This is a genomic window from Pseudonocardia sp. ICBG1293 (assembly GCF_020131355.1).
Classification (GTDB): domain Bacteria; phylum Actinomycetota; class Actinomycetes; order Mycobacteriales; family Pseudonocardiaceae; genus Pseudonocardia.
The window spans coordinates 123276-142712 of sequence record NZ_JAHLEL010000038.1 but is presented as its reverse complement, the minus strand read 5'-3'; the positions used below and the strand labels follow the sequence as shown (position 1 = coordinate 142712).

The following is a 19437-nucleotide window of genomic DNA, read 5'->3' as shown; positions in this document are numbered from 1 at the left end:
GCCCATGAGCGAGGACTTCCGCATCGAGCACGACACCATGGGCGAGGTCCGGGTCCCCGCCGACGCGCTGTGGCGGGCCCAGACCCAGCGTGCGGTGGAGAACTTCCCGATCTCCGGCCGCGGCCTGGAGCGCGCGCAGATCCGCGCGCTCGGCCTGGTCAAGGCGGCCGCGGCCCGGGTGAACGGGGAGCTGGGCGTCCTCGACGCCGAGAAGGCGCGGGCCGTCGCCGCGGCCGCCGACGAGGTGGCCGCGGGCGGGCACGACGACCACTTCCCGGTCGACGTCTTCCAGACCGGGTCGGGCACGTCGTCGAACATGAACGCCAACGAGGTGATCGCCTCGCTGGCGTCCCGCGCGGGTGTGGACGTGCACCCGAACGACCACGTCAACGCCTCGCAGTCGTCCAACGACGTCTTCCCGACGACCATCCATCTCGCCGCCACCGAGGCGCTGGCGACCGAGGTCGTCCCCGCGCTGGAGCACCTCGAGGCGGCGCTGCGCCGCCGCGCGGCGGACTGGTCGGAGGTCGTGAAGGCCGGCCGCACCCACCTGATGGACGCCGTCCCGATCACCCTCGGCCAGGAGGCGGGCGGCTGGGCCAGCCAGGCGGGTTACGGTGCCGACCGCGTCCGCGACGCGCTCCCCCGCCTCGCCGTCCTGCCGATCGGCGGGACCGCGGTCGGGACCGGGCTGAACGCACCGGACGGGTTCGGCGGCGCCGTCGTCGCGAAGCTGCGCGAGGCCACCGGTCTGGAACAGCTCGCCGAGGCCACCGACCACATCGAGGCCCAGGGCTCGCGCGACGGGCTGGTCGAGGCCTCCGGCGCGCTGCGGACCGTGGCCGTGTCGCTCTACAAGATCGCCAACGATCTGCGCTGGCTGTCCTCCGGGCCGCGCACCGGGCTGGCCGAGATCCACCTGCCGGACCTGCAGCCGGGCAGCTCGATCATGCCGGGCAAGGTGAACCCGGTGATCTGCGAGGCCACGATGATGGTCTGCGCCCAGGTCATGGGCAACGACGCCACCGTGGGGTTCTCCGGCAGCCAGGGCAACCTCGAGCTCAACGTGATGATGCCGGTCATGGCCCGCAACGTGCTGGAGTCCGCGCGGCTGATCGCGAACGCGGCGCGGCTGCTCGCCGACAAGGTCGTCGACGGCATGGAGGCCGACCTCGACCGCACCCGCGAGTACGCCGAGTCCTCCCCGTCGATCGTCACCCCGCTCAACTCGAGGATCGGCTACGAGGAGGCGGCGGCCGTCGCGAAGCAGGCGCTGAAGGAGCGGCGCACGATCCGGGAGGTCGTGATCGAACGCGGGCACGTCGCGAACGGGACGCTCACCGAGGACGAGCTGGACCGCGCCCTGGACGTGCTGGCGATGACCCGCGGGGAGAAGCGCTCCTGATCCCGGCTGCGCCCGGTCACCGGCCGGGCGCACCGGGTCAGTCCATCTGCTGTTCATCTCCGGGTCCCCGTTCGGTCCACATGGACGTGACACCGTGTGTTCACTCGTCCACCGTTGTCACCCGAACGGACCTGACCCATGCCCGACCAGCGTTTCGCGTACGTCCCCGTGCACGATCTGCGCTCCGGCCGCTGCAACGGGGTCGAGGTCGTGCCGCGCCACGGTCACGACGCGGTGGCCGTCACCGCCCGCGACCGCGGCTGGGACGCCCGCCGGACCGCCGAGCTCGACGCGGGCACCGCGGTCTCGGCGGTCGCCTCCGCCCGCTCGTGGGGTGGGTCGCTGCCGGTCCAGGTCGACGTCGCCGCGGACACCGTCCTGCACGCCCGTGCCCGGCTGCGCGCCATGCTCGGTGCCGGTGACCCGGTCGCGCCGCTGCTGGAGGTCGGTCCACCGCTGAGCGCCGCCGCACCGCCGGAGCACCTCGTCCCGGCGCTGGCCGAGCTGCGCCGCTGGGGGTTCCGCATCGGGCTGGACGGCGCCGGACGTGCGTTCGGGCCGGAGCTCGTGGCCGCCGTCCGGCCGGACGTGGTGAAGCTGGAGCCCGACCTGGCCGACGGGGTTCCGGACGCCGGGACCCGCGCCGCCGTACGCGCGGTGATCGAGGTGTCGCGCGCGGTCGGGGCACCCGTCGCCGCGACCGGGGTCCGCGACCCCGGGCGGCTCGCCGGGCTCTTCGCGATCGGTGTCGCCATCGCCCAGGGGCCGCTGCTGGGCGGGACCCGCGCGGCCCCCGAGGCCGACCCGGCCACCCGCGCCGAGCTGCTGTCGCTGTTCCGCTCGGCGCCGGAGCCGTCCGCGCCGCCGTCGCCCGCGACCGACCGACCGGCCGACCCCGCACCCTCCGCACCGCGTCCGGCGCCCGTCCCGTCCGGTCCGCCGGTGCGTGGGCTCGCCGTGCCCGCCGTGACCCTGCCCGACGACGCCCTCGGCGACGCCGCCCGCGAGGCCCTTCGCGCCCGCCCGGACGTCGCCGGGGTCGTACTGGTCGACCGGGCGCACCGCCCGGTCGGGTACCTCGACCGCAGCCGCGTCCTGCTCCAGCTCGCCGGCAGGTTCGGGCACGCGCTGTGGTCCGAGAAGCCCGCGTCCGGCCTGGCCGACCCGCCCCGCACCGTCGACGAGCGCACGCCGCTGCACCGCGCGATGGAGCTCAGCCTGTCCGGCGACCCCGCCCGCGGCTACGACGACCTCGTCGTCGTGGCCCCGGACGGCACCTGCCGCGGGGTGGTGCCGGTCGCCGAGCTGTGGCGCCGCGCGATCCTGCCCTCGCCCGTCTCCCCGCCCCGCCCCGTGCCGGAAGCCGCGCGCACCGCCTGAGCGGCGACGACGCGCGGCTGTCGGGGGTCGCTGCTTCACTGTCCCGGTGCTGTTCACCGACGTCGTCACCACCTCGGCCGCGGTCGGGGCGACCCGGGCGCGGAAGGAGAAGACCGCCGCGCTCGCCGGGCTGCTGCGCGCCGCCGCTCCCGGCGAGGTCGTGCCGGTCGTGGCCTGGCTGTCCGGGGTGCCCCGGCAGGGCCGGATCGGTACCGGATGGCGCACCCTGTCGGCCGTCGACGTCCCGGCGGCGGCGGAGCCGTCGCTGACGGTCGAGCGGGTCGACGCGCTGCTCGACGCGCTGTCCGGCACCGCCGGGGCGGGCTCGGCGGCCCGGCGCCGCGAGCTGCTCACCGGGCTGTACGGCGCCGCCACGGCCGACGAGCAGCGGTTCCTGCACCGGCTGCTCACCGGCGAGCTGCGCCAGGGCGCGCTGGAGGGCCTGATGGTCGACGCCGTCGCCGCCGCGGCCGAGGTACCGGCGGCGGCCGTGCGGCGCGCGTTCATGCTCTCCGGCCGGCTCCCGGAGACCGCGGCGACCGCGCTGTCCGGCGGCAAGGAGGCGCTCGGCGGGGTGGCGCTGGAGGTCGGCAGGCCGGTCCGCCCGATGCTCGCCTCCCCCGGTGACTCGCTCGACGCCGCGCTCGACGCGCTCGGCACCGACGTCACCGTCGAGCACAAACTCGACGGCGCGCGGATCCAGGTGCACCGCGACGGCGACCGGGTGCGGGTGTGGACGCGCACGCTGCGCGAGATCACCGATGGTGTGCCGGAGCTCGTGGAGCTGGTGCGCGGGCTGCCCTGCGCGACCGCGGCGCTCGACGGCGAGACCCTCGCCCTCGACGACGACGGCCGTCCCCGCCCGTTCCAGGACACGATGAGCCGGTTCGGCACCGAGGAGTCCGGCGGGGAGGTGATGCTGTCACCGTTCTTCTTCGATCTGCTCCACCTCGACGGCCGCGACCTCGTCGACGAGCCCACCGCGACCCGGCTGGACGCCCTGGCCGGGCTGCTCGCCGCGGACGCCCACGCGGCGCTGCGGATGCCGGGGGCGCGGCGGCCGTCCCCGGAGCAGGCCGCCGCGGTGCTGGAGGAGGCGCTCGCGGCCGGGCACGAGGGCGTGGTGGTGAAGGACCTGGCGGCGCCGTACGCGGCCGGCCGGCGTGGGAAGGCCTGGCAGAAGGTCAAGCCGGTGCACACGCTGGACCTGGTGGTGCTGGGGGCCGAGTGGGGCTACGGGCGGCGCACCGGATCGCTGTCGAACATCCACCTCGGTGCCCGGGACCCGGACGGCGGAGGGCCGGTCATGGTCGGCAAGACGTTCAAGGGCATGACCGACGAGCTGCTGGCCTGGCAGACCGCCACGTTCCCGGAGTACGAGACGTCCCGGGAGCCGGGGGTGGTGCACCTGCGCCCGGAGCTGGTCGTGGAGATCGCGCTCGACGGTGCACAGCGCAGCACCCGCTACCCGGGCGGGGTGGCGCTGCGCTTCGCCCGGGTGCTGCGCTACCGGCCGGACAAGACCCCGGACGAGGCCGATACCCTCGACGCGGTGCGGGCGCTGCTGTCCGGCTGAGCCGAGGCGGCGGCGTCGCGGGCCGCGGGCACCGCCCCGGCCGGGTCGGCCCGCAGCACGCTGACCGCGAGGACGCGGCCGTCCTCGCCGGTCAGGGTCCGTTCGGCGCCCAGCAACGGGGCACCGGCAGCGACACCGAGCAGCATCGCGGAGTCCGGGTCGGCCGGCACCGGCCCGGAGCGGGTGCCCGCCGACGCCGGACGCAGCCCGGCCTCGGACAGCTGCGGGTCGAAGGGACCGGTCCCGGGCACCGCGAGCAGCCGCGCCGCGGCCGCGGTCGTCACGTAGTGGGTCTCCAGCACCGCGCCGCCACCGGCCGTCGCCGAGACGCACTCGGTGCGCAGACACGGTGCCCCGACCGGCACGCCGAGCCACTCGGCGAGCACGTCGGGCGCGGCGATCCCGGTGCGTTCCAGCCAGCGCGGGAGCCGGGTGCCCGTACCGGTGACCGCGGCCCGCCCGGGGTAGTGCGGGCGGGCGAGGATCCGGTGCGCGGTCGGCCCGGGCCCCAGCAGCCCCTCCTCGCACAGCAGCCCCAGCGCGGCCCGGACGGCGGCGCGCGGCACACCGTGGCGCACCATCAGCTCGTCCTCGCCGGGCAGCAGGTCCCCCGGGATCCCGCGCCCGGCCACGGCGATGCGCAGCAGGTCACGGAGCCGGCGCACGTCGGCAGCACGCACACGGGGGTTCGGCGACGGCACCGGCATGTACCCGACGGTAGGCAGCGGTGGTTGCCCGACGGTTGTCGACAGGTGACGCGCACGTGACGACACGGTCGGGGGCGTACAGTCCTGATACCGTGCGCTTCCTCGACGACCGCCGGCCCGAGCACGACCTGACCTACGACGACGTCTTCCTCGTCCCGCGCCGCTCCACGGTGACCTCCCGCTTCGACGTGGACCTCACCGCACCGGACCGGACCGGGGCCACCGTTCCCGTCGTCGCGGCGAACATGACCGCGGTCGCCGGCAGGCGGATGGCCGAGACGCTGGCCCGGCGCGGCGCGCTGACGGTGCTCCCGCAGGACGTGGCGACCGACGCCGTCGCCGGGATCGTGTCCTGGATCAAGTCCCGGCACCCGGTGTGGGACACCCCGCTGGTGCTGCGCACCTCCGACGCGGTCGCCGACGCGCTGAACCTGCTGCCCAAGCGGGCGCACGACGCCGTGGTGGTCGTCGACGACGGCGGCCGCCCGGTCGGCACCGTGTCCGAGGCGCACTGTGCCGGGGTGGACCGCTTCACCCGGCTCGCCGACGTGCTCGACCCGGACCCGCTGGTGCTGCCGCTGGGGACCGAGCCGCGGGAGGTGTTCGAGCAGCTCGACACCCGCCGCAAGACCGTCGCACTGGGCCTGGACGGCGACGGGCGGCTCGCCGGCCTGCTCACCCCGCTCGGCGCGATCCGCGCCGGGATCTACTCGCCCGCCCTCGACGGCGCGGGCCGGCTGCGCACCGCGGCCGCGATCGGCATCAACGGCGACGTCGCGGTGAAGGCGAAGGCGCTGCTCGACGCCGGCGTGGACGTCCTCGTCGTGGACACCGCGCACGGCCACCAGGAGAAGATGCTCGACGCGCTGGGTGCGGTGCGCCGGGTCGTGGACGAGGCCGGGGCGGCGGTGCCGGTCGCGGCGGGCAACGTGGTGACCGCCGACGGCGTCGCGGACCTGGTCGACGCCGGCGCCGACATCGTCAAGGTCGGTGTCGGCCCGGGCGCGATGTGCACGACCCGGATGATGACCGGCGTCGGACGCCCGCAGTTCTCCGCGGTCGCCGAGTGCGCGGCGGCGGCCCGCGAGCGCGGCGCCGTGATCTGGGCCGACGGCGGGGTGCGCCACCCGCGCGACGTCGCACTGGCCCTGGCCGCGGGCGCGGCCTCGGTGATGATCGGTTCCTGGCTGGCGGGCACCTACGAGTCGCCCGGTGACCTGCTGCGCGACGAGCAGGGTCGCGCGTACAAGGAGTCGTTCGGGATGGCGTCCAAGCGCGCCGTCGGCGCCCGCACCCGCGGTGACAACGCGTTCGACCGGGCCCGCAAGGCGTTGTTCGAGGAGGGCATCTCCTCGTCCCGGCAGCGCCTGGACCCGGAGCGTCCCGGGGTGGAGGACGTGCTCGACGAGATCTGCTCCGGCGTCCGCTCGGCCTGCACCTACGCGGGCGCCCGCTCGGTGGACGAGCTGCACGAGCGTTCCCTGGTCGGGGTGCAGACCACAGCCGGGTTCACCGAGGGCACCCCGCACGGGCTCTGACCCACCGCTTGACCCGGGGCGTGATCCGGCGCACGGTCGGGAGATGGCCGCCCCCACGCAGGACACGTCCACCCGCAGCTCCGGTACCGCCGCCCTCGACGGCGGCGGTACCGGCGGCCTGCCGACGCCGCCGACGTTCGCCACCTCCGCCGAGGAGCGGCTGCACCGCAAGCAGCAGCTGGCGGGCGCGTTCCGGATCTTCGGCCGGTTCGGCTTCGGCGAGGGCGTGGCCGGGCACATCACGGTGCGCGACCCGGAGGACCCGGAGATGTTCTGGGTCAACCCGTTCGGGATGAGCTTCCGGCACATCCGGGTCTCGGACCTGGTCATGGTCAACCACCACGGCACGGTCCGGCACGGGAACCGCCCGGTGAACCAGGCCGGGTTCGTCATCCACTCGGCCGTGCACGAGGCGCACCCGCACGTCGTGGCGGCCGCGCACGCCCACTCGGTGTACGGCAAGGCGTGGTCCTCGCTCGGGCGCCCGCTCGACCCGATCACCCAGGACGCGTGCGCCCTCTACGAGAACCACGGTGTCGTCCACGAGGGTGCGGGCGCGGTCGTGCTCGATCCCGAGGCCGGACGCGCGCTGGCCCGGGGACTCACCGACCGACGGATGGTGTTCCACCAGAACCACGGCATCTTCTCGGTCGGCGAGACGGTCGCCGAGGCCGCCTGGTGGTTCATCTCGACCGAGCGGAACTGCCAGGCGCAGCTGCTGGCCGAGGCCGCGGGGACACCGACGCTGGTCGACCACGCGAACGCGCGGTTCACCGCCGAGCAGACCGGCACGCCCTACGCCGGCTGGTTCTCCTACCAGCCGCTGTGGGACGAGGTCGTCCGCACCGACCCGGACCTGTTCGACTGAGCACACGACACGGCCCCCGTCGGCGGCTGCCGACGGGGGCCGTGTGCGGTCGTCAGGAGTTGGGTCCCTCCAGCATCTCGGTGACCAGCGCGGCGATCGGCGAGCGCTCGCTGCGGGTCAGGGTGACGTGCGCGAACAGCGGGTGCCCCTTGAGCTTCTCGATGACGGCGTTGACACCGTCGTGCCGCCCGACGCGCAGGTTGTCGCGCTGCGCCACGTCGTGGGTCAGCACGACCCGCGACGCCGTCCCGAGCCGGGACAGCACCGTGAGCAGCACGTTGCGCTCCAGCGACTGCGCCTCGTCGACGATCACGAAGGTGTCGTGCAGCGACCGGCCCCGGATGTGGGTCAGCGGCAGGACCTCCAGCAGCCCACGGGCGATGACCTCGTCGATGACGTCCTGGCTGACCATCGCGCCCAGGGTGTCGAACACCGCCTGCGCCCAGGGCTGCATCTTCTCGACCTCGCTGCCGGGCAGGTAGCCGAGATCCTGCCCGCCCACCGCGTAGAGCGGCCGGAAGACGACGATCTTGCGGTGCTGCCGTCGCTCCAGCACCGCCTCCAGACCCGCGCACAGCGCGAGCGCCGACTTGCCCGTCCCGGCCCGCCCGCCGAGCGAGACGATCCCGACCTCGTTGTCGAGCAGCAGGTCCAGCGCGACCCGCTGCTCGGCCGAGCGTCCGTGCAGCCCGAAGGCCTCCCGGTCCCCGCGCACCAGCTTGACCCGCTTGTCCGCGGTGACCCGCCCGAGCGCGTTCGACGCCCCGACCAGCCGCAGCCCGGTGTTGCAGGGAAGGTCGCGCGCCTCGTCGTGGTCGATGACGCCGTCCCGGAACAGGGCGTCGACGTCGTCGGGGGTCACCTCCAGGTCGGTCATCCCGGTCCAGCCGGAGAACAGCACGTCCTGGCCGTGGTACTCGTCGGCGTCCAGGCCGACCGCGGCCGCCTTGACCCGCAACGGCATGTCCTTGGTGACCAGCGTGACGTCCGGCGGCACGGACGGGTCCGCCTTCAGGTTCAGCGCACAGGCCAGGATCCGCGAGTCGTTGGAGTCGGTGCGGAACCCGGCCGGCAGGACCGTGGGGTCGGAGTGGTTCAGCTCGACGTGCAGGGTGCCGCCGGCGTCGCCGATCGGCACGGGTGCGTCGAGCCGGCCGTACCGGACGCGCAGCTCGTCGAGCTGGCGCAGCGCGGTCCGGGCGAACCAGCCCAGCTCCGGGTGGTGACGCTTGGCCTCCAGCTCACTGATGACGACGAGCGGCAGGACGACCTGGTGCTCGTCGAAGCGCTGCAGCGACCAGGGGTCGGACAGCAGCACGGACGTGTCGAGCACGTAGCAGCGGGTGGTACCTGCCGGTGCGTCCCCGACGGACCCCTGCGGTGCGGAGGTCGGGTCGGTGAGGGCGGGACGACGATCGGTCACGGGTGCTCCCTCGCAGACGCGGCACCGCATCTGCTCTGCGTCGGGCCGGCCGGCCCCGGTGCGGGCCGCGACGACGCGGAGGGACCATGGCGGTCCTCCGGCCGGCACGCCCGCAAGGGCCGGGTGCCGGCCCTCTCGGGTGCGTGTGACACCACTCCAGGGCCTCCCGAACGGGCCGCATCGGGTACAGCCCGTCGTCATGGACGCTACTAGTGGTCACCCTCGTGCGGTCAATAGCAACTCTCCGTCGGATCCCTGCGTTGACCCCTGATGGAACAGTCGTAACGTGCCGTTCATCGTGTGATCGATACCGTCCGGCGTCGGATCGGCGGGCGACACCTCGTTCGGCGGCGAGCCGTTCGGCTCAGTGCGGGCACGGCGGACGGAGTACCCCGGCTGTCGCGACCATCGCCCCGCGGCCGTCGTCGCCCCGGGGGGTGCCACCGTCGGTGACCAGATCCGCGGGCAGGACCGGGGAGTCGAGCAGGGTCGCCAACGCGGCCACGGGCCCGTCCGGGGCGGTGGCGAGCCGGGCGCGCACGAGCGGTCCACCCTCGGCGTAGGTCACCGGGTAGGTGCGCCACTGGGGGTGGTCGAGGAAGTCGAGCATCCGCCTCGCCCGCTCGTCGTCGACCAGCAGCCAGCGCGACAGGTGGGCGAGCACCTCGTCGGGGCCCGCCCGGTCCACGTGGCGCAGGAGGGCCGCGTCCAGCCGGACCCGGCCGAGCAGGTCCAGCTCCCGTTCGATCCGCTCGGCCGCCGGACCGTCGACGTGCACGCCCGCACCGGCCAGGACGCGCTCCGCGACCGGGCCCCAGCCGGGACCGGGCACCACATCGACGGCGGCCTCGGCCGCCCCCTCCGCCACCAGCCCCTGCGGACTGTGGACCAGCCGCAGTGCCAGCTCCGGGTGTCGTGCCGCGGCGACCTCGGCCCGGCAGTACTGCACGTGGTGGCCCGGGTAGGCCTCGTGGGCGAGCAGGGGCAGCAGCGACCCGGCCCGTACCCGTCCGGCCGTGGCGACGGAGATCCGACTGCGCAGCCGGCCGCGGTAGCGGGTGAACGCCGTCCAGGGGCGGGCCCCGACGAGATCGACCTCGGCGTGCTCGCCCGCCGGGAGACCGAGCCCCTCACGGGTGCGACGGCGCAGCTCGGCGACGACGGCGGTGACCGCACCCGCCAGCCGGTCCCCCCGGGACGACGTCGGCGTCCCGGTGGTCCCGCATCCGGGCGGCCAGCGGACCCCGGCCGGGCAGGACGTCGGCCAGCCGGCGGTGCGCCTCGCGCAGCTCGTCGGGTTCGCTGCGGCGCGGGACGACACCGAACAGGTCGCGGACCTGCTCGACGTACCCGAGGTCGTGGCCGGCGAGTGACCGGGCCTGGCACCGCAGCGAGACCAGGAGCGCGTCCAGGTACCGGCGCCGGCCGTCCGGCAGCCCGGCGCGTGCGACCTCGCCGCGCAGCCGGCCGGCCGTGCGGACCAGCACCGCCGGGTCCGGGGCCGGCTCCGCGGCCACCCGCCGGGCGACCGACGGGTAGGGCGGCGGGCCGTCCAGCACGCCCGGCCGCAACCGGTCCACCCGCGACGCGAGCTCCGCCGTCGCGTGCAGCAGGTCCATCCCCGGAGCGTAGGCGCGTCCGCAGCGGAACGACGGCGCAGGCGCCCGGTGACGCGTCCGTTCGGAGGTATCCGACCACGCAGAGTGCACGAAACCGGCGGATGACGGCTCGGCCACGCCGGGCCGGGACAACCGATTTAGGGAGTATCGGAACCGTCCGTGAAAGTGTACCCCGATAGGGTCACGGGATTTGTTTCGCAGGAATAACACCGGTAGCTTTTCTCGCAGTCGGTACGGGCTCCCCCTCGTCAGCGTGCCGGCACGCGTGAGACCGGCTTCGGGCGGACTCGAGACTCAACAGGAGAAAACTGTGCTGAAGAAGGCTGGAATCGTGGTTGCGGCCTCCGCCGCGTCCCTGCTCGCCCTGTCCCCGCTCGCCTTCGCCGGCGACAAGGACGGCGACCACGGCCACAAGGGCGGCCACCACCACGGTGCCGAGAACGTCATCGACAAGGACGCCAAGGGCCTCATCGCCGGCCTGAACGGCAACAACGTCAACGTGCCGGTCCAGGCCTGCAACAATAACGTCCCGGTCAACGTGCTGGGCGTGCAGGTCCCGGTCGAGGACGCCTCCGCCCTCAACGGTGTCACCGGTGCCCTGGGCATCCTGGGCGACGCCAAGGCCAAGTCGGGCGACTCGGTCACCGACCAGTCCGACAACTGCGGCCAGGAGGCCGGCGCCGGCGACTCGATCGGCTGATCTCCTCGCAGATCTGAGAATGCCCCGGAGCTTCTACTCCGGGGCATTTTCGCGTCCACTCCCGAATCCACTCCCGGGTGACCGCGATCCCGTCGCGGTCACCGTTTCCCGCGCGGTCGCGACATCGACCACTCCGTCGTGTCGACAGCTCCGCGCGCTACTCCGCGTCCTCGGCGAACCGACCACGCTCCGTACACGATCCTGGCTCGTGTCCGAACGGGACGCGTTGACACCCGGCCGCGCTGCCGCCCTCGCACCGTCCTGCCCTCCGGTCGTGCCCGGCGACCAGCGCCCCTGACGTCCCACCGTCCGCGGATCGGATCGGCGGCCCCCGCACGGCCCCGCCGCCCGCGCGTCGGCCCCGCATGCCCCGCCGCCCGCACGTCGACCCGACGGCCCCTGACGCCCCGCCGCCCACGCGTCGGCCCGGCGCCCGCCGCCGGCCGCCCGCCGTCCGGGCCTCCTCACACCGCCGCCCTTCACAGGTCGCCGCCCACCGGTCGACCAGGCCCCTCCGCTCCGCCGCACCCGCCGCCTCACGCCCTGCCGCCGTCCGGGACCCCGGGCCCCCGTCACCACCCGCTGCGCCTCGCGCGTGAACGGCGTCGTGTCGCCTACGGCCCGGCCCGCGTCCCCCCTCGCCCGGCCCGTCCGGCCGACGTCCACCGGCCCGGCGGGCCACACAGCCGGATCCCGGCGCCGTGGCGACCGGCCGCACCCTCCCCCGAACGGCGCGCGCCCCGCTGCCCCGACCGGCGCAGCCCCGACACGCCCGCACGCCACGCCGACCGCGCTGCGATTGCGGCGACGAATCCCCAGGTACACGAATGGTTCGCCGGCGTCGCACAAGAATTACGCAGGGTCAGATTGTCGAGCGGGAAAGCGTCCGTTAGATTGACACGCAGTCGATGCGGGCTCCCCGGTTCGAGCGTCGACAGGTACTGAGAGTCGCGCACCTTGGTCGGGCGCACTCTCCGACTAACAGGAGACGGACTGTGCTGAAGAAGGCTGGAATCGTTGCCGCGGCCGGCGCCGCGTCGCTCGTCGCGCTGAGCCCGCTCGCGTTCGCGGGTGAGCACGGCGGCGACACCTACATCAAGGACAGCGGTAACACCAAGTCCCACGAGAGCTACTTCAGCGGCAACAAGGCCAAGGCCTCGACCGTCGAGGACTCCGAGGGTGTCGCGCAGAAGAACAGCGCCGGCCTGGTGAACCTGTCCAACAACAACATCAACGTCTCGCCGCAGGCCTGCGGGACCGCCCTCAACGGCAACAGCCTGGTCCAGGGCGCCCTGGGCGGCCTGTTCAGCGAGGCGTACAACAAGTCGGGCGTCAAGTCCGACAACAGCGTCGACTGCACCAACGCCGCCGACAACGGCGACAAGGTCGACATCGACGGTGGCAAGCACCACGGCAAGTAAGACCTCGCGTCAGCGACGCGCGGAAGGCCCCGGGAGCCCGCTCCCGGGGCCTTTCCCGTTCCCCGGGCCCGCCGGCCCCATTTCCGGGCACCTATAACGAGCGAGTCGGCTGGAGGTTACGGTCGATCTGAATTCATCCGCCGAAACGGCGGTGTCGTGCGCCGAAGTCGCGCAGCGCGCGCAGGAAATCGACGCGCCGGAACTCGGGCCAGTAGGCCTCGCAGAACCAGAACTCCGAATGGGCCGACTGCCACAGCAGGAACCCCGACAGCCGTTGCTCCCCGCTGGTCCGGATGACCAGGTCCGGGTCGGGCTGTCCGGAGGTGTAGAGGTGCTCCGCGATGTGGTCGACGTCGAGCGACTCCGCGAGCTCCTCGATGGTCCGCCCCGCCTCCGCCTGGGTCAGCAGCATCTTGCGGACGGCGTCGGCGATCTCCTGGCGGCCCCCGTAGCCGACCGCGACGTTGAGCTGGATGCCCCCGCGGTCGCTGGTGCGGGCCACGGCCGCGGTCAGCCGCTCGGCCAGACTGTTCGGCAGCAGCTCCATCGCGCCGACCACCCGCAGCCGCCACGGGGTGTCCGGACCGGACAGGTCGTCGACCACCCCGGCGATGATCTCCAGGAGGTCCTTGAGCTCCTCCGGCGAGCGGGTGTCCAGGTTGTCGGTCGACAGCAGGAACACCGTGACGACCTCGACTCCGACCTCGGAGCACCAGCCGAGCATCTCGGCGATCTTCGCCGCCCCGACGCGGTGTCCCTCGGCGGGATCGGCCAGCCCGGCCTCCCGCGCCCAGCGACGGTTGCCGTCGAGGATGAGCGCCACGTGCCTGGGCTGCTCTGCCCCCGCGATCTGACGCAGGATCCTGCGCTCGTACACCGTGTAGAGCAGGTCTCGGAGGGCCACGTGCAGGGAGCCTAGTCCGGGGTGTGGCGTTCGTCCGCCGGACGGGACCCCTGCTGTCGCGCCACGTAACGTCGGGCTGCGTGGATATCGCCCCGTCCGCCCCGCTCAAGCCCCGTATGCGGGGCTGGCTGCACCTGTGGAGCCTCGTCGGCTCCGTCTTCGCGTGCGCCGCGCTCATCAGCGTCGCGGGCGCGCTGGTCGGGGCCGCCGCGGCCGTGGCCACCGCCGTCTACACGCTGACCACCTTCGGGCTGTTCGGCATCAGCGCGCTGTACCACCGGCGCACCTGGGCCGACCCGGCCCGGCGACGGCTGATGAAGCGCCTCGACCACTCGATGATCTTCCTGTTCATCGCCGGGACCTACACGCCGGTGTCGGTGCTCGCGCTGCCCGCCTCCACCGCGACGTGGGTACTGGCCGTCGTCTGGGGCGGGGCGCTGGCCGGGGTCGCGCTCAAGCTCGCCTGGCCGACCGCGCCGGCGTGGGTCGGGGTGCCGATCTACGTCGCGCTCGGCTGGGTCGCGGTGTTCGTGCTGCCCGGGCTCCTGGCCGGGGGCGGGGTCGCCGCACTGGTGCTGCTGCTCGCCGGCGGGGCCCTCTACACCGTCGGAGCGGTCGTGTACGCGCTACGACGCCCCGACCCCTGGCCCGCGACGTTCGGCTACCACGAGCTGTTCCACGCCGCGACGGTGCTGGCGTGGGCCTGTCACCACGTCGCGATCTGGCTGGTCCTGCTGCGCTGACCCACCGGCGCCGGCACGCGTCCCCGCGGCGCCGGGTGCAGCCCGGCGGGACCGCGACGGCTCAGGAGCGGGTCGGCCCGGCGTCGCGATCGGCCACCGCACCCGACGCCGAACCGGTGCCGTCGGCACCGCCCGTGCCGTCGGCGCCGTCGTCGAAGGACTCGGGGAGCCGGGTGATCCGCTTGCTCATGTTCCGGATGAGGAACACCGTCGCGAGGAGCAGGAGCAGCACGATCGCGAGCCCGGCGGGCGCCGCATTGCCGAACTCCGGCAGCTGCCCGGGGGGCGGGGGCCGGTCCTGCATCGGGACGAGCAGGCCCGTCACGACCTGGTTCACCACAGCCGTCACGTTCTCGACCTGCACCGCCGCGCGCCTCCGTACTCCGGTTCCCGGGTCACCGGCACCACCCCGCAGCTTCGGGACGGGCCGGTGACCAGGCTACCCGTGGGCCCCGTGCGCCCTCACCCGGCGCGACGGCGCTCCCCCGCCTCGACCGGGATGCCGGCGAACAGGTCGTCCTCCGGCACCTCGGTCTCGACCAGGGAGTGCACGAGCTCGTAGTCCTCGGTGGGCCACACCCGGGCCTGCACCTCGAGCGGGGTGAAGAAGAACCGGCTCTCCGGGTCGATCTGGGTGGCGTGCGCCCGCAGCGCGTCGTCACGACGGGCGAACCAGTCCGAGCACGGGACCTTGGTGGTGACCCGGGTACCGGGGTCGGGGCGGTCGCTCTTCCAGTTCTCGAGCCACTCGGCGTACGGCGACTCCTGACCGGACTCGACGATCGCGTCGTGGAACGCCTCCAGCCGGGCCTTGGAGAAGCCGTGGCCGTAGTAGAGCTTCAGCGGCTGCCACGGGGCGCCGGCCTCGGGGAAGCGCGCCGGGTCGCCGGCGGCCTCCCACGCGGCCATCGAGATCACGTGGGTACGGATGTGGTCCGGGTGCGGGTAGCCGCCGTTCTCGTCGTAGGTGACGATCACGTGCGGGCGGAACTCCCGGATGACCTTCACCAGCGCGGCGGTCTGCTCCTCGACGTCGCCGAGGGCGAAGCAGCCCTCGGGCAGCGGGGGCTTGGGGTCGCCCTCGGGCAGGCCGGAGTCGACGAAGCCGAGCCACACGTGCTGCACGCCCAGGATCTCGGCGGCGCGCGCCATCTCGGCGTTGCGGACCGCGGTCATGTTCTCCAGGACGTCGGGCCGTTCCATCGCGGGGTTGAGGATGCTGCCCCGCTCGCCGCCGGTGCAGGTCACGACCATGACCTCGTGACCCTCGTCGACGTACCGGGCGGTGGTGGCCGCGCCCTTCGACGACTCGTCGTCGGGGTGGGCGTGCACCGTCATCAGCCGGGGACGCTCGCCGGGCGCCGGCGGCTGGGCCGGACGCGGGGCGGACGGGGTGTGCTGCGTAGCCATCGGGGCGGGTTCCTCCACGGTCACCGGACTCGGGTCCCGCGCCGGTCGGTCGGCCGGCGCCGGGCGGCGAGGTCGTGCTCAGGGACGATCCTGGCAGAGGGGACCGACAGGAACCGCGCCGAGCACGGGCTCCGGCAGCGGCAACGCCGTCACCGGCACCATCTGTTCCCACCCGGGCACCGGCCTGCGACGGGCGGTCGACGTGCGGGCCGCCGGAGCGGAGCGGCCCCGACGGTAACCCTGCTACCTGCGAATATTGCTACACAGGGAACTATCCGGGACCGGTGCCCGTTCATCGAAAGGCTGCGACGAGCGGCACGCTCCGTGGTAAGGTGAGCCCCACACGACCCGCAGGCGGGTCGTGTTTTTCCTTACTCGGGGCGTGCTGCTCGGAGCCGCCACCCCCGTGTGCCCGCCGGGCGCCAGGCGTCCCGGCGGCGACACGTCCTGCTTTCCTGGAGGAGTTGATGACGGTGACGGACACCCAGGCCACCTGGCTGACCCAGGACGCCTACGACCGGCTGAAGGCCGAGCTGGACGGGTTGATCGAGAACCGGCCCGTCATCGCCGCGGAGATCAACGCCCGCCGCGAGGAGGGTGACCTGAAGGAGAACGGCGGCTACCACGCCGCGCGCGAGGAGCAGGGCCAGCAGGAGGCCCGGATCCGCCAGCTGCAGGAGCTGCTGCGCACCGCCCAGGTCGGCACCACGCCGTCCAGCTCCGACGAGGCCTCCCCCGGCACCGTCCTCGAGATCCGCTACGAGGACGACGACGAGACCGAGAAGGTCCTGCTCGGCTCCCGTGAGGAGGGCAGCCACGGCGACCTGCAGGTCATCTCCCCGAACTCCCCGCTCGGTGCGGCGCTGCTCGGCGCGAAGCCGGGCGACACCCGCGAGTACCAGCTGCCCGACGGCGGCAGCATGAAGGTGACGCTGGTGTCGGTGGAGGCCTTCACCGGCTGATCCACCCCGCCCGCGGAACGGGCCCGGCCGGTCGGCCGGGCCCGTTCGCGTGTCCGGGCCCGTTCACGGCGTCGCGACGGCGTGCCCGGCCTCCCGCAGGTCGGCCACGATCGCGTCGCGGTGCTCGGGCCCGCGCGTCTCCACGCTCAGCTCCACGTCGACCTCCCCCACCGCCAGCGCACCGCTGATCCGCGAGTGCGCGACGTCGGTGACGTTGGCCCCGAGCCGCCCGACCCGCGCCAGCAGCTCGGCGAGCGCGCCGGGACGGTCGGGCATCCGCAGGTGCAGCGTGAGGTAGCGGGACGACGCGACCAGCCCGTGCCGGATGACCTGCAGCAGCACGAGCGGGTCGACGTTGCCGCCGGACAGCACGCACACGACCGGACCCGGCCAGCGGTCCGGATGCTCCATCAGCGCCGCGACGGACGCGGCGCCGGCCGGCTCGACCAGCATCTTCGCCCGCTCCAGGCAGTGCAGCAGGGCTGCGGACAACGCGTCCTCCGAGACCGTGACCATCTCGTCGATCAGGCTGCTGACCTGGGCGAACGTGATGTCCCCCGGTCGACCGACGGCGATCCCGTCCGCCATGGTGCGCATCCCGCCGACGGGCAGTGGCTCACCCGCCGCCAGCGACGACGGCCAGGCCGCGGCGCCCGCCGCCTGTACCCCGACGATCCGGATGTCCGGCCGGGCGGCACGCAGCACCGCCGCGGTCCCGCCGAGCAGCCCACCGCCGCCCGCGGAGACGAGCACGGTGCCGGCGTCGGGGACCTGCTCGAGGATCTCGCAGCCGACGGTGCCCTGCCCGGCGATGATGTCGGGGTGGTCGAAGGGGTGCACGACCACCGCACCCGACCGTTCGGCGGCCGCGACGGCCGCCTCGACGGCGTCGTCGACGGTGCGCCCGGTGAGCACGACCTCGGCGCCGTAGCCACGGGTCGCGTCGACCTTGGGCAGCGCCGCGCGCTCGGGCATGTACACGGTGGCCCGCACGCCCAGCAGCTGCGCCGCGAGCGCGACTCCCTGGGCGTGGTTGCCCGCCGACGCCGCGACGACGCCACCGGCGCGCTCGTCGTCGGACAGCCGGGCGATCCGGGTGTAGGCACCGCGGATCTTGAACGACCCGGTGCGCTGCAGGTTCTCGCACTTGAGCCTGACCGGGGTTCCGGTCAGGTCGGACAGGGCGCGGGCACCGGCGACGGGCGTGGTGCGCACGACCCCGGACAGCAGTTCGCGGGCGGAGAGCACGTCGTCGGCGGTGACCGGGGGATGACGGGGGCGGCCATTCCGGCAGTCTCGCACTGCCCCGGGTAACCTCGCCGGTGTCTCACCGGGCGTGACGTCTCCTGCGCGCCCGGTGTCGGGAGGGACTCGCGAATGACGCGTCTGCGCACGACAGCACCCCTGCTGCTGGCCGCCGCACTGGCCTCGCTCGCGGTGGCGACCGTGCACGACGCGGGCTGCGCGGACCCGGGCCGCTACGAGGCCCGCGGCGACGGCACGTGGTCGCTGGTCGGCGGCTGCGTGGACCCGGGTGACCTGGTGGTCCCGCCACCGCCCGTCGTCCGGGAGCCCGCGCCGTCCCCGGAGCAGTCCCGCAGCTGACCCGCGCCGGCGCCGGCCTCAGCGCACGGCGTCGAGGGCGGCGCGCAGGTCGTCGAGCAGGTCGTCGGCGTCCTCGATCCCGACCGACAGCCGGACCAGCGAGTCCGGCACCTCGAGCATCGAACCCGCCGTGGACGCGTGGGTCATCTCGCCCGGGTGCTCGATCAGCGACTCCACCCCACCGAGCGACTCGGCCAGGGTGAACAGCCGGGTGCCCGCGCAGATCCGCAGCGCCGCGTCGCGCCCGCCCGCGGCGAGGAAGGACACCATGCCGCCGAACCGGCGCATCTGCTTGGCCGCGACCTCGTGGCCCGGGTGCCCGGGCAGGCCCGGGTAGAGCACCGAGGACACCGCGGGGTGCGCGGCGAGCATCTCGGCGATGCGCTCGGCGTTGTCGCAGTGGCGCTCCATCCGCACCGCGAGGGTCTTCGCGCCGCGCAGGGTCAGCCAGGCGTCGAACGGGCCGGGCACCGAGCCGGTGGAGTTCTGGACGAACGCGATCTGCTCGGCCAGCGCGTCGTCGTCGGTGACCAGCGCGCCGCCGACGACGTCGGAGTGCCCGCCCACGTACTTGGTCGTCGAGTGGACGACCACGTCGGCGCCCAGTGCCAGCGGCGTCTGCAGGTACGGCGAGGCGAAGGTGTTGTCGACGACGAGCTGCGCCCCGGCGGCGTGCGCGACCCCGGCCAGGGCGGCGATGTCGGCGATGCCGAGCAGCGGGTTGGTCGGCGTCTCGCACCACACGAGCTTCGTCGTGGGGCGCAGCGCCGCACGCAGCGCGTCGTGGTCGGCCAGGTCGACCGGGGTGTGCTCGACACCGAACCCGGACAGCACCTTGTCGACCAGGCGGAAGGTGCCGCCGTAGGCGTCGTGCGGGATGACCAGGTGGTCACCGGGCTTCAGCAGGATCCGCAGCAGCGTGTCGGTGGCGCCCATCCCGGAGCCGAACGCGTACGCGTGCCGCCCGCCCTCCAGCGCCGCCAGCTGCTCCTGCAGCACGGTCCGGGTCGGGTTGGCGCTGCGGGAGTACTCGTAGCCCCCGCGGGTCACGCCGACACCGTCCTGGGCGTAGGTGGAGCTGGTGTGGATCGACGTGGTGACCGCACCGGTCGTCGGGTCCGGCACCTGGCCGGCGTGGATGGCGCGCGTGGAGAAGCCCTGCATGGGCGCCGAGGC

At 74.1% G+C, this 19437-nt stretch carries 18 protein-coding genes; 10 read left to right on the top strand and 8 right to left on the bottom strand.

Going from position 1 to position 19437, the window contains the following annotated elements; all coding sequences use genetic code 11:
- Positions 1 to 4: 4 nt before the first annotated feature.
- The 3 genes from KPF47_RS14410 to KPF47_RS14400 all read left to right on the top strand — a co-directional run bounded on the left by KPF47_RS14410 (position 5) and on the right by KPF47_RS14400 (position 4361).
- The gene (locus KPF47_RS14410; RefSeq protein ID WP_224389313.1) at positions 5 to 1405 is read left to right on the top strand and encodes a class II fumarate hydratase; all 1401 of its coding nucleotides are present in this window, start codon (positions 5 to 7) and stop codon (positions 1403 to 1405) included.
- 138 nt (positions 1406 to 1543) lie between these two features.
- Positions 1544 to 2785, top strand: a complete 1242-nt coding sequence (locus KPF47_RS14405; protein WP_224389312.1) for an EAL domain-containing protein — start codon at positions 1544 to 1546, stop codon at positions 2783 to 2785.
- A 46-nt stretch (positions 2786 to 2831) separates the two neighbouring features.
- Entirely contained in the window at positions 2832 to 4361 is a 1530-nt protein-coding gene (locus KPF47_RS14400) for an ATP-dependent DNA ligase (protein WP_224389311.1), read from the top strand.
- Here the strand turns inward: KPF47_RS14400 and KPF47_RS14395 are convergent.
- The gene (locus KPF47_RS14395; RefSeq protein WP_224389310.1) at positions 4292 to 5026 is read right to left on the bottom strand and encodes a UTRA domain-containing protein; all 735 of its coding nucleotides are present in this window, start codon (positions 5024 to 5026) and stop codon (positions 4292 to 4294) included. The two genes, KPF47_RS14400 and KPF47_RS14395, sit on opposite strands and share 70 nt — an antisense overlap.
- Positions 5027 to 5160: 134 nt before the next feature.
- Between KPF47_RS14395 and KPF47_RS14390 the strand changes: the two genes are divergently transcribed.
- Together KPF47_RS14390 and KPF47_RS14385 are read left to right on the top strand one after the other, a co-directional pair.
- Positions 5161 to 6606 carry a GuaB1 family IMP dehydrogenase-related protein gene (locus KPF47_RS14390; RefSeq protein WP_224389309.1) on the top strand — a complete coding sequence of 482 codons (1446 nt, stop codon included), beginning with the start codon at positions 5161 to 5163 and terminating at the stop codon, positions 6604 to 6606.
- Positions 6607 to 6649: 43 nt separating this feature from the next.
- Positions 6650 to 7474 carry a class II aldolase/adducin family protein gene (locus KPF47_RS14385; protein WP_224389308.1) on the top strand — a complete coding sequence of 275 codons (825 nt, stop codon included), beginning with the start codon at positions 6650 to 6652 and terminating at the stop codon, positions 7472 to 7474.
- Positions 7475 to 7526: 52 nt separating this feature from the next.
- Here the strand turns inward: KPF47_RS14385 and KPF47_RS14380 are convergent, their stop codons facing one another.
- Together KPF47_RS14380 and KPF47_RS14375 are read right to left on the bottom strand one after the other, a co-directional pair.
- Positions 7527 to 8897 carry a PhoH family protein gene (locus KPF47_RS14380; RefSeq protein ID WP_224389307.1) on the bottom strand — a complete coding sequence of 457 codons (1371 nt, stop codon included), beginning with the start codon at positions 8895 to 8897 and terminating at the stop codon, positions 7527 to 7529.
- Positions 8898 to 9261: 364 nt separating this feature from the next.
- Positions 9262 to 10218, bottom strand: coding sequence for a hypothetical protein (locus KPF47_RS14375; RefSeq protein ID WP_224389306.1), 957 nt, complete (start codon positions 10216 to 10218; stop codon positions 9262 to 9264).
- Positions 10219 to 10847: 629 nt separating this feature from the next.
- Here KPF47_RS14375 and KPF47_RS14370 point away from each other — a divergent pair.
- Together KPF47_RS14370 and KPF47_RS14360 are read left to right on the top strand one after the other, a co-directional pair.
- On the top strand, positions 10848 to 11216 hold the full coding sequence (locus tag KPF47_RS14370; RefSeq protein WP_224389305.1) for a hypothetical protein: 369 nt from the start codon (positions 10848 to 10850) through the stop codon (positions 11214 to 11216).
- Positions 11217 to 12211: 995 nt separating this feature from the next.
- Positions 12212 to 12637, top strand: a complete 426-nt coding sequence (locus KPF47_RS14360) for a hypothetical protein (RefSeq protein WP_224389304.1) — start codon at positions 12212 to 12214, stop codon at positions 12635 to 12637.
- A gap of 133 nt (positions 12638 to 12770) precedes the next feature.
- On the opposite strand, the gene KPF47_RS14355 is transcribed toward KPF47_RS14360, so the two are convergent.
- Positions 12771 to 13541 (bottom strand): isoprenyl transferase, encoded by a 771-nt coding sequence (locus KPF47_RS14355; RefSeq protein WP_224389303.1) that lies wholly within the window; start codon positions 13539 to 13541, stop codon positions 12771 to 12773.
- A 116-nt stretch (positions 13542 to 13657) separates the two neighbouring features.
- Here KPF47_RS14355 and KPF47_RS14350 point away from each other — a divergent pair, with 116 nt between their 5' ends.
- Complete coding sequence (locus KPF47_RS14350; RefSeq protein WP_224389920.1) at positions 13658 to 14284, top strand: hemolysin III family protein; 627 nt, start codon at positions 13658 to 13660, stop codon at positions 14282 to 14284.
- 61 nt (positions 14285 to 14345) lie between these two features.
- On the opposite strand, the gene KPF47_RS14345 is transcribed toward KPF47_RS14350, so the two are convergent.
- Positions 14346 to 14648, bottom strand: a complete 303-nt coding sequence (locus tag KPF47_RS14345; RefSeq protein WP_224389302.1) for a hypothetical protein — start codon at positions 14646 to 14648, stop codon at positions 14346 to 14348.
- Positions 14649 to 14746: 98 nt separating this feature from the next.
- The gene (mca, locus tag KPF47_RS14340; protein ID WP_374108847.1) at positions 14747 to 15694 is read right to left on the bottom strand and encodes a mycothiol conjugate amidase Mca; all 948 of its coding nucleotides are present in this window, start codon (positions 15692 to 15694) and stop codon (positions 14747 to 14749) included.
- A gap of 473 nt (positions 15695 to 16167) precedes the next feature.
- On the opposite strand from mca, the gene greA reads away from it, so the two are divergent.
- Positions 16168 to 16656: a transcription elongation factor GreA gene (gene greA / locus KPF47_RS14335; protein WP_224389301.1), complete on the top strand. Its 489-nt coding sequence runs from the start codon at positions 16168 to 16170 to the stop codon at positions 16654 to 16656.
- A 63-nt stretch (positions 16657 to 16719) separates the two neighbouring features.
- Here greA and ilvA read toward each other — a convergent pair whose 3' ends face one another.
- Positions 16720 to 17904: a threonine ammonia-lyase gene (gene ilvA / locus KPF47_RS14330; protein WP_224389300.1), complete on the bottom strand. Its 1185-nt coding sequence runs from the start codon at positions 17902 to 17904 to the stop codon at positions 16720 to 16722.
- Between the two features lie 129 nt (positions 17905 to 18033).
- Here ilvA and KPF47_RS14325 point away from each other — a divergent pair, with 129 nt between their 5' ends.
- Positions 18034 to 18261 carry a hypothetical protein gene (locus tag KPF47_RS14325; RefSeq protein ID WP_224389299.1) on the top strand — a complete coding sequence of 76 codons (228 nt, stop codon included), beginning with the start codon at positions 18034 to 18036 and terminating at the stop codon, positions 18259 to 18261.
- Between the two features lie 18 nt (positions 18262 to 18279).
- On the opposite strand, the gene KPF47_RS14320 is transcribed toward KPF47_RS14325, so the two are convergent.
- Positions 18280 to 19425 (bottom strand): cystathionine gamma-synthase, encoded by a 1146-nt coding sequence (locus KPF47_RS14320; protein ID WP_224389298.1) that lies wholly within the window; start codon positions 19423 to 19425, stop codon positions 18280 to 18282.
- Positions 19426 to 19437: the final 12 nt, after the last annotated feature.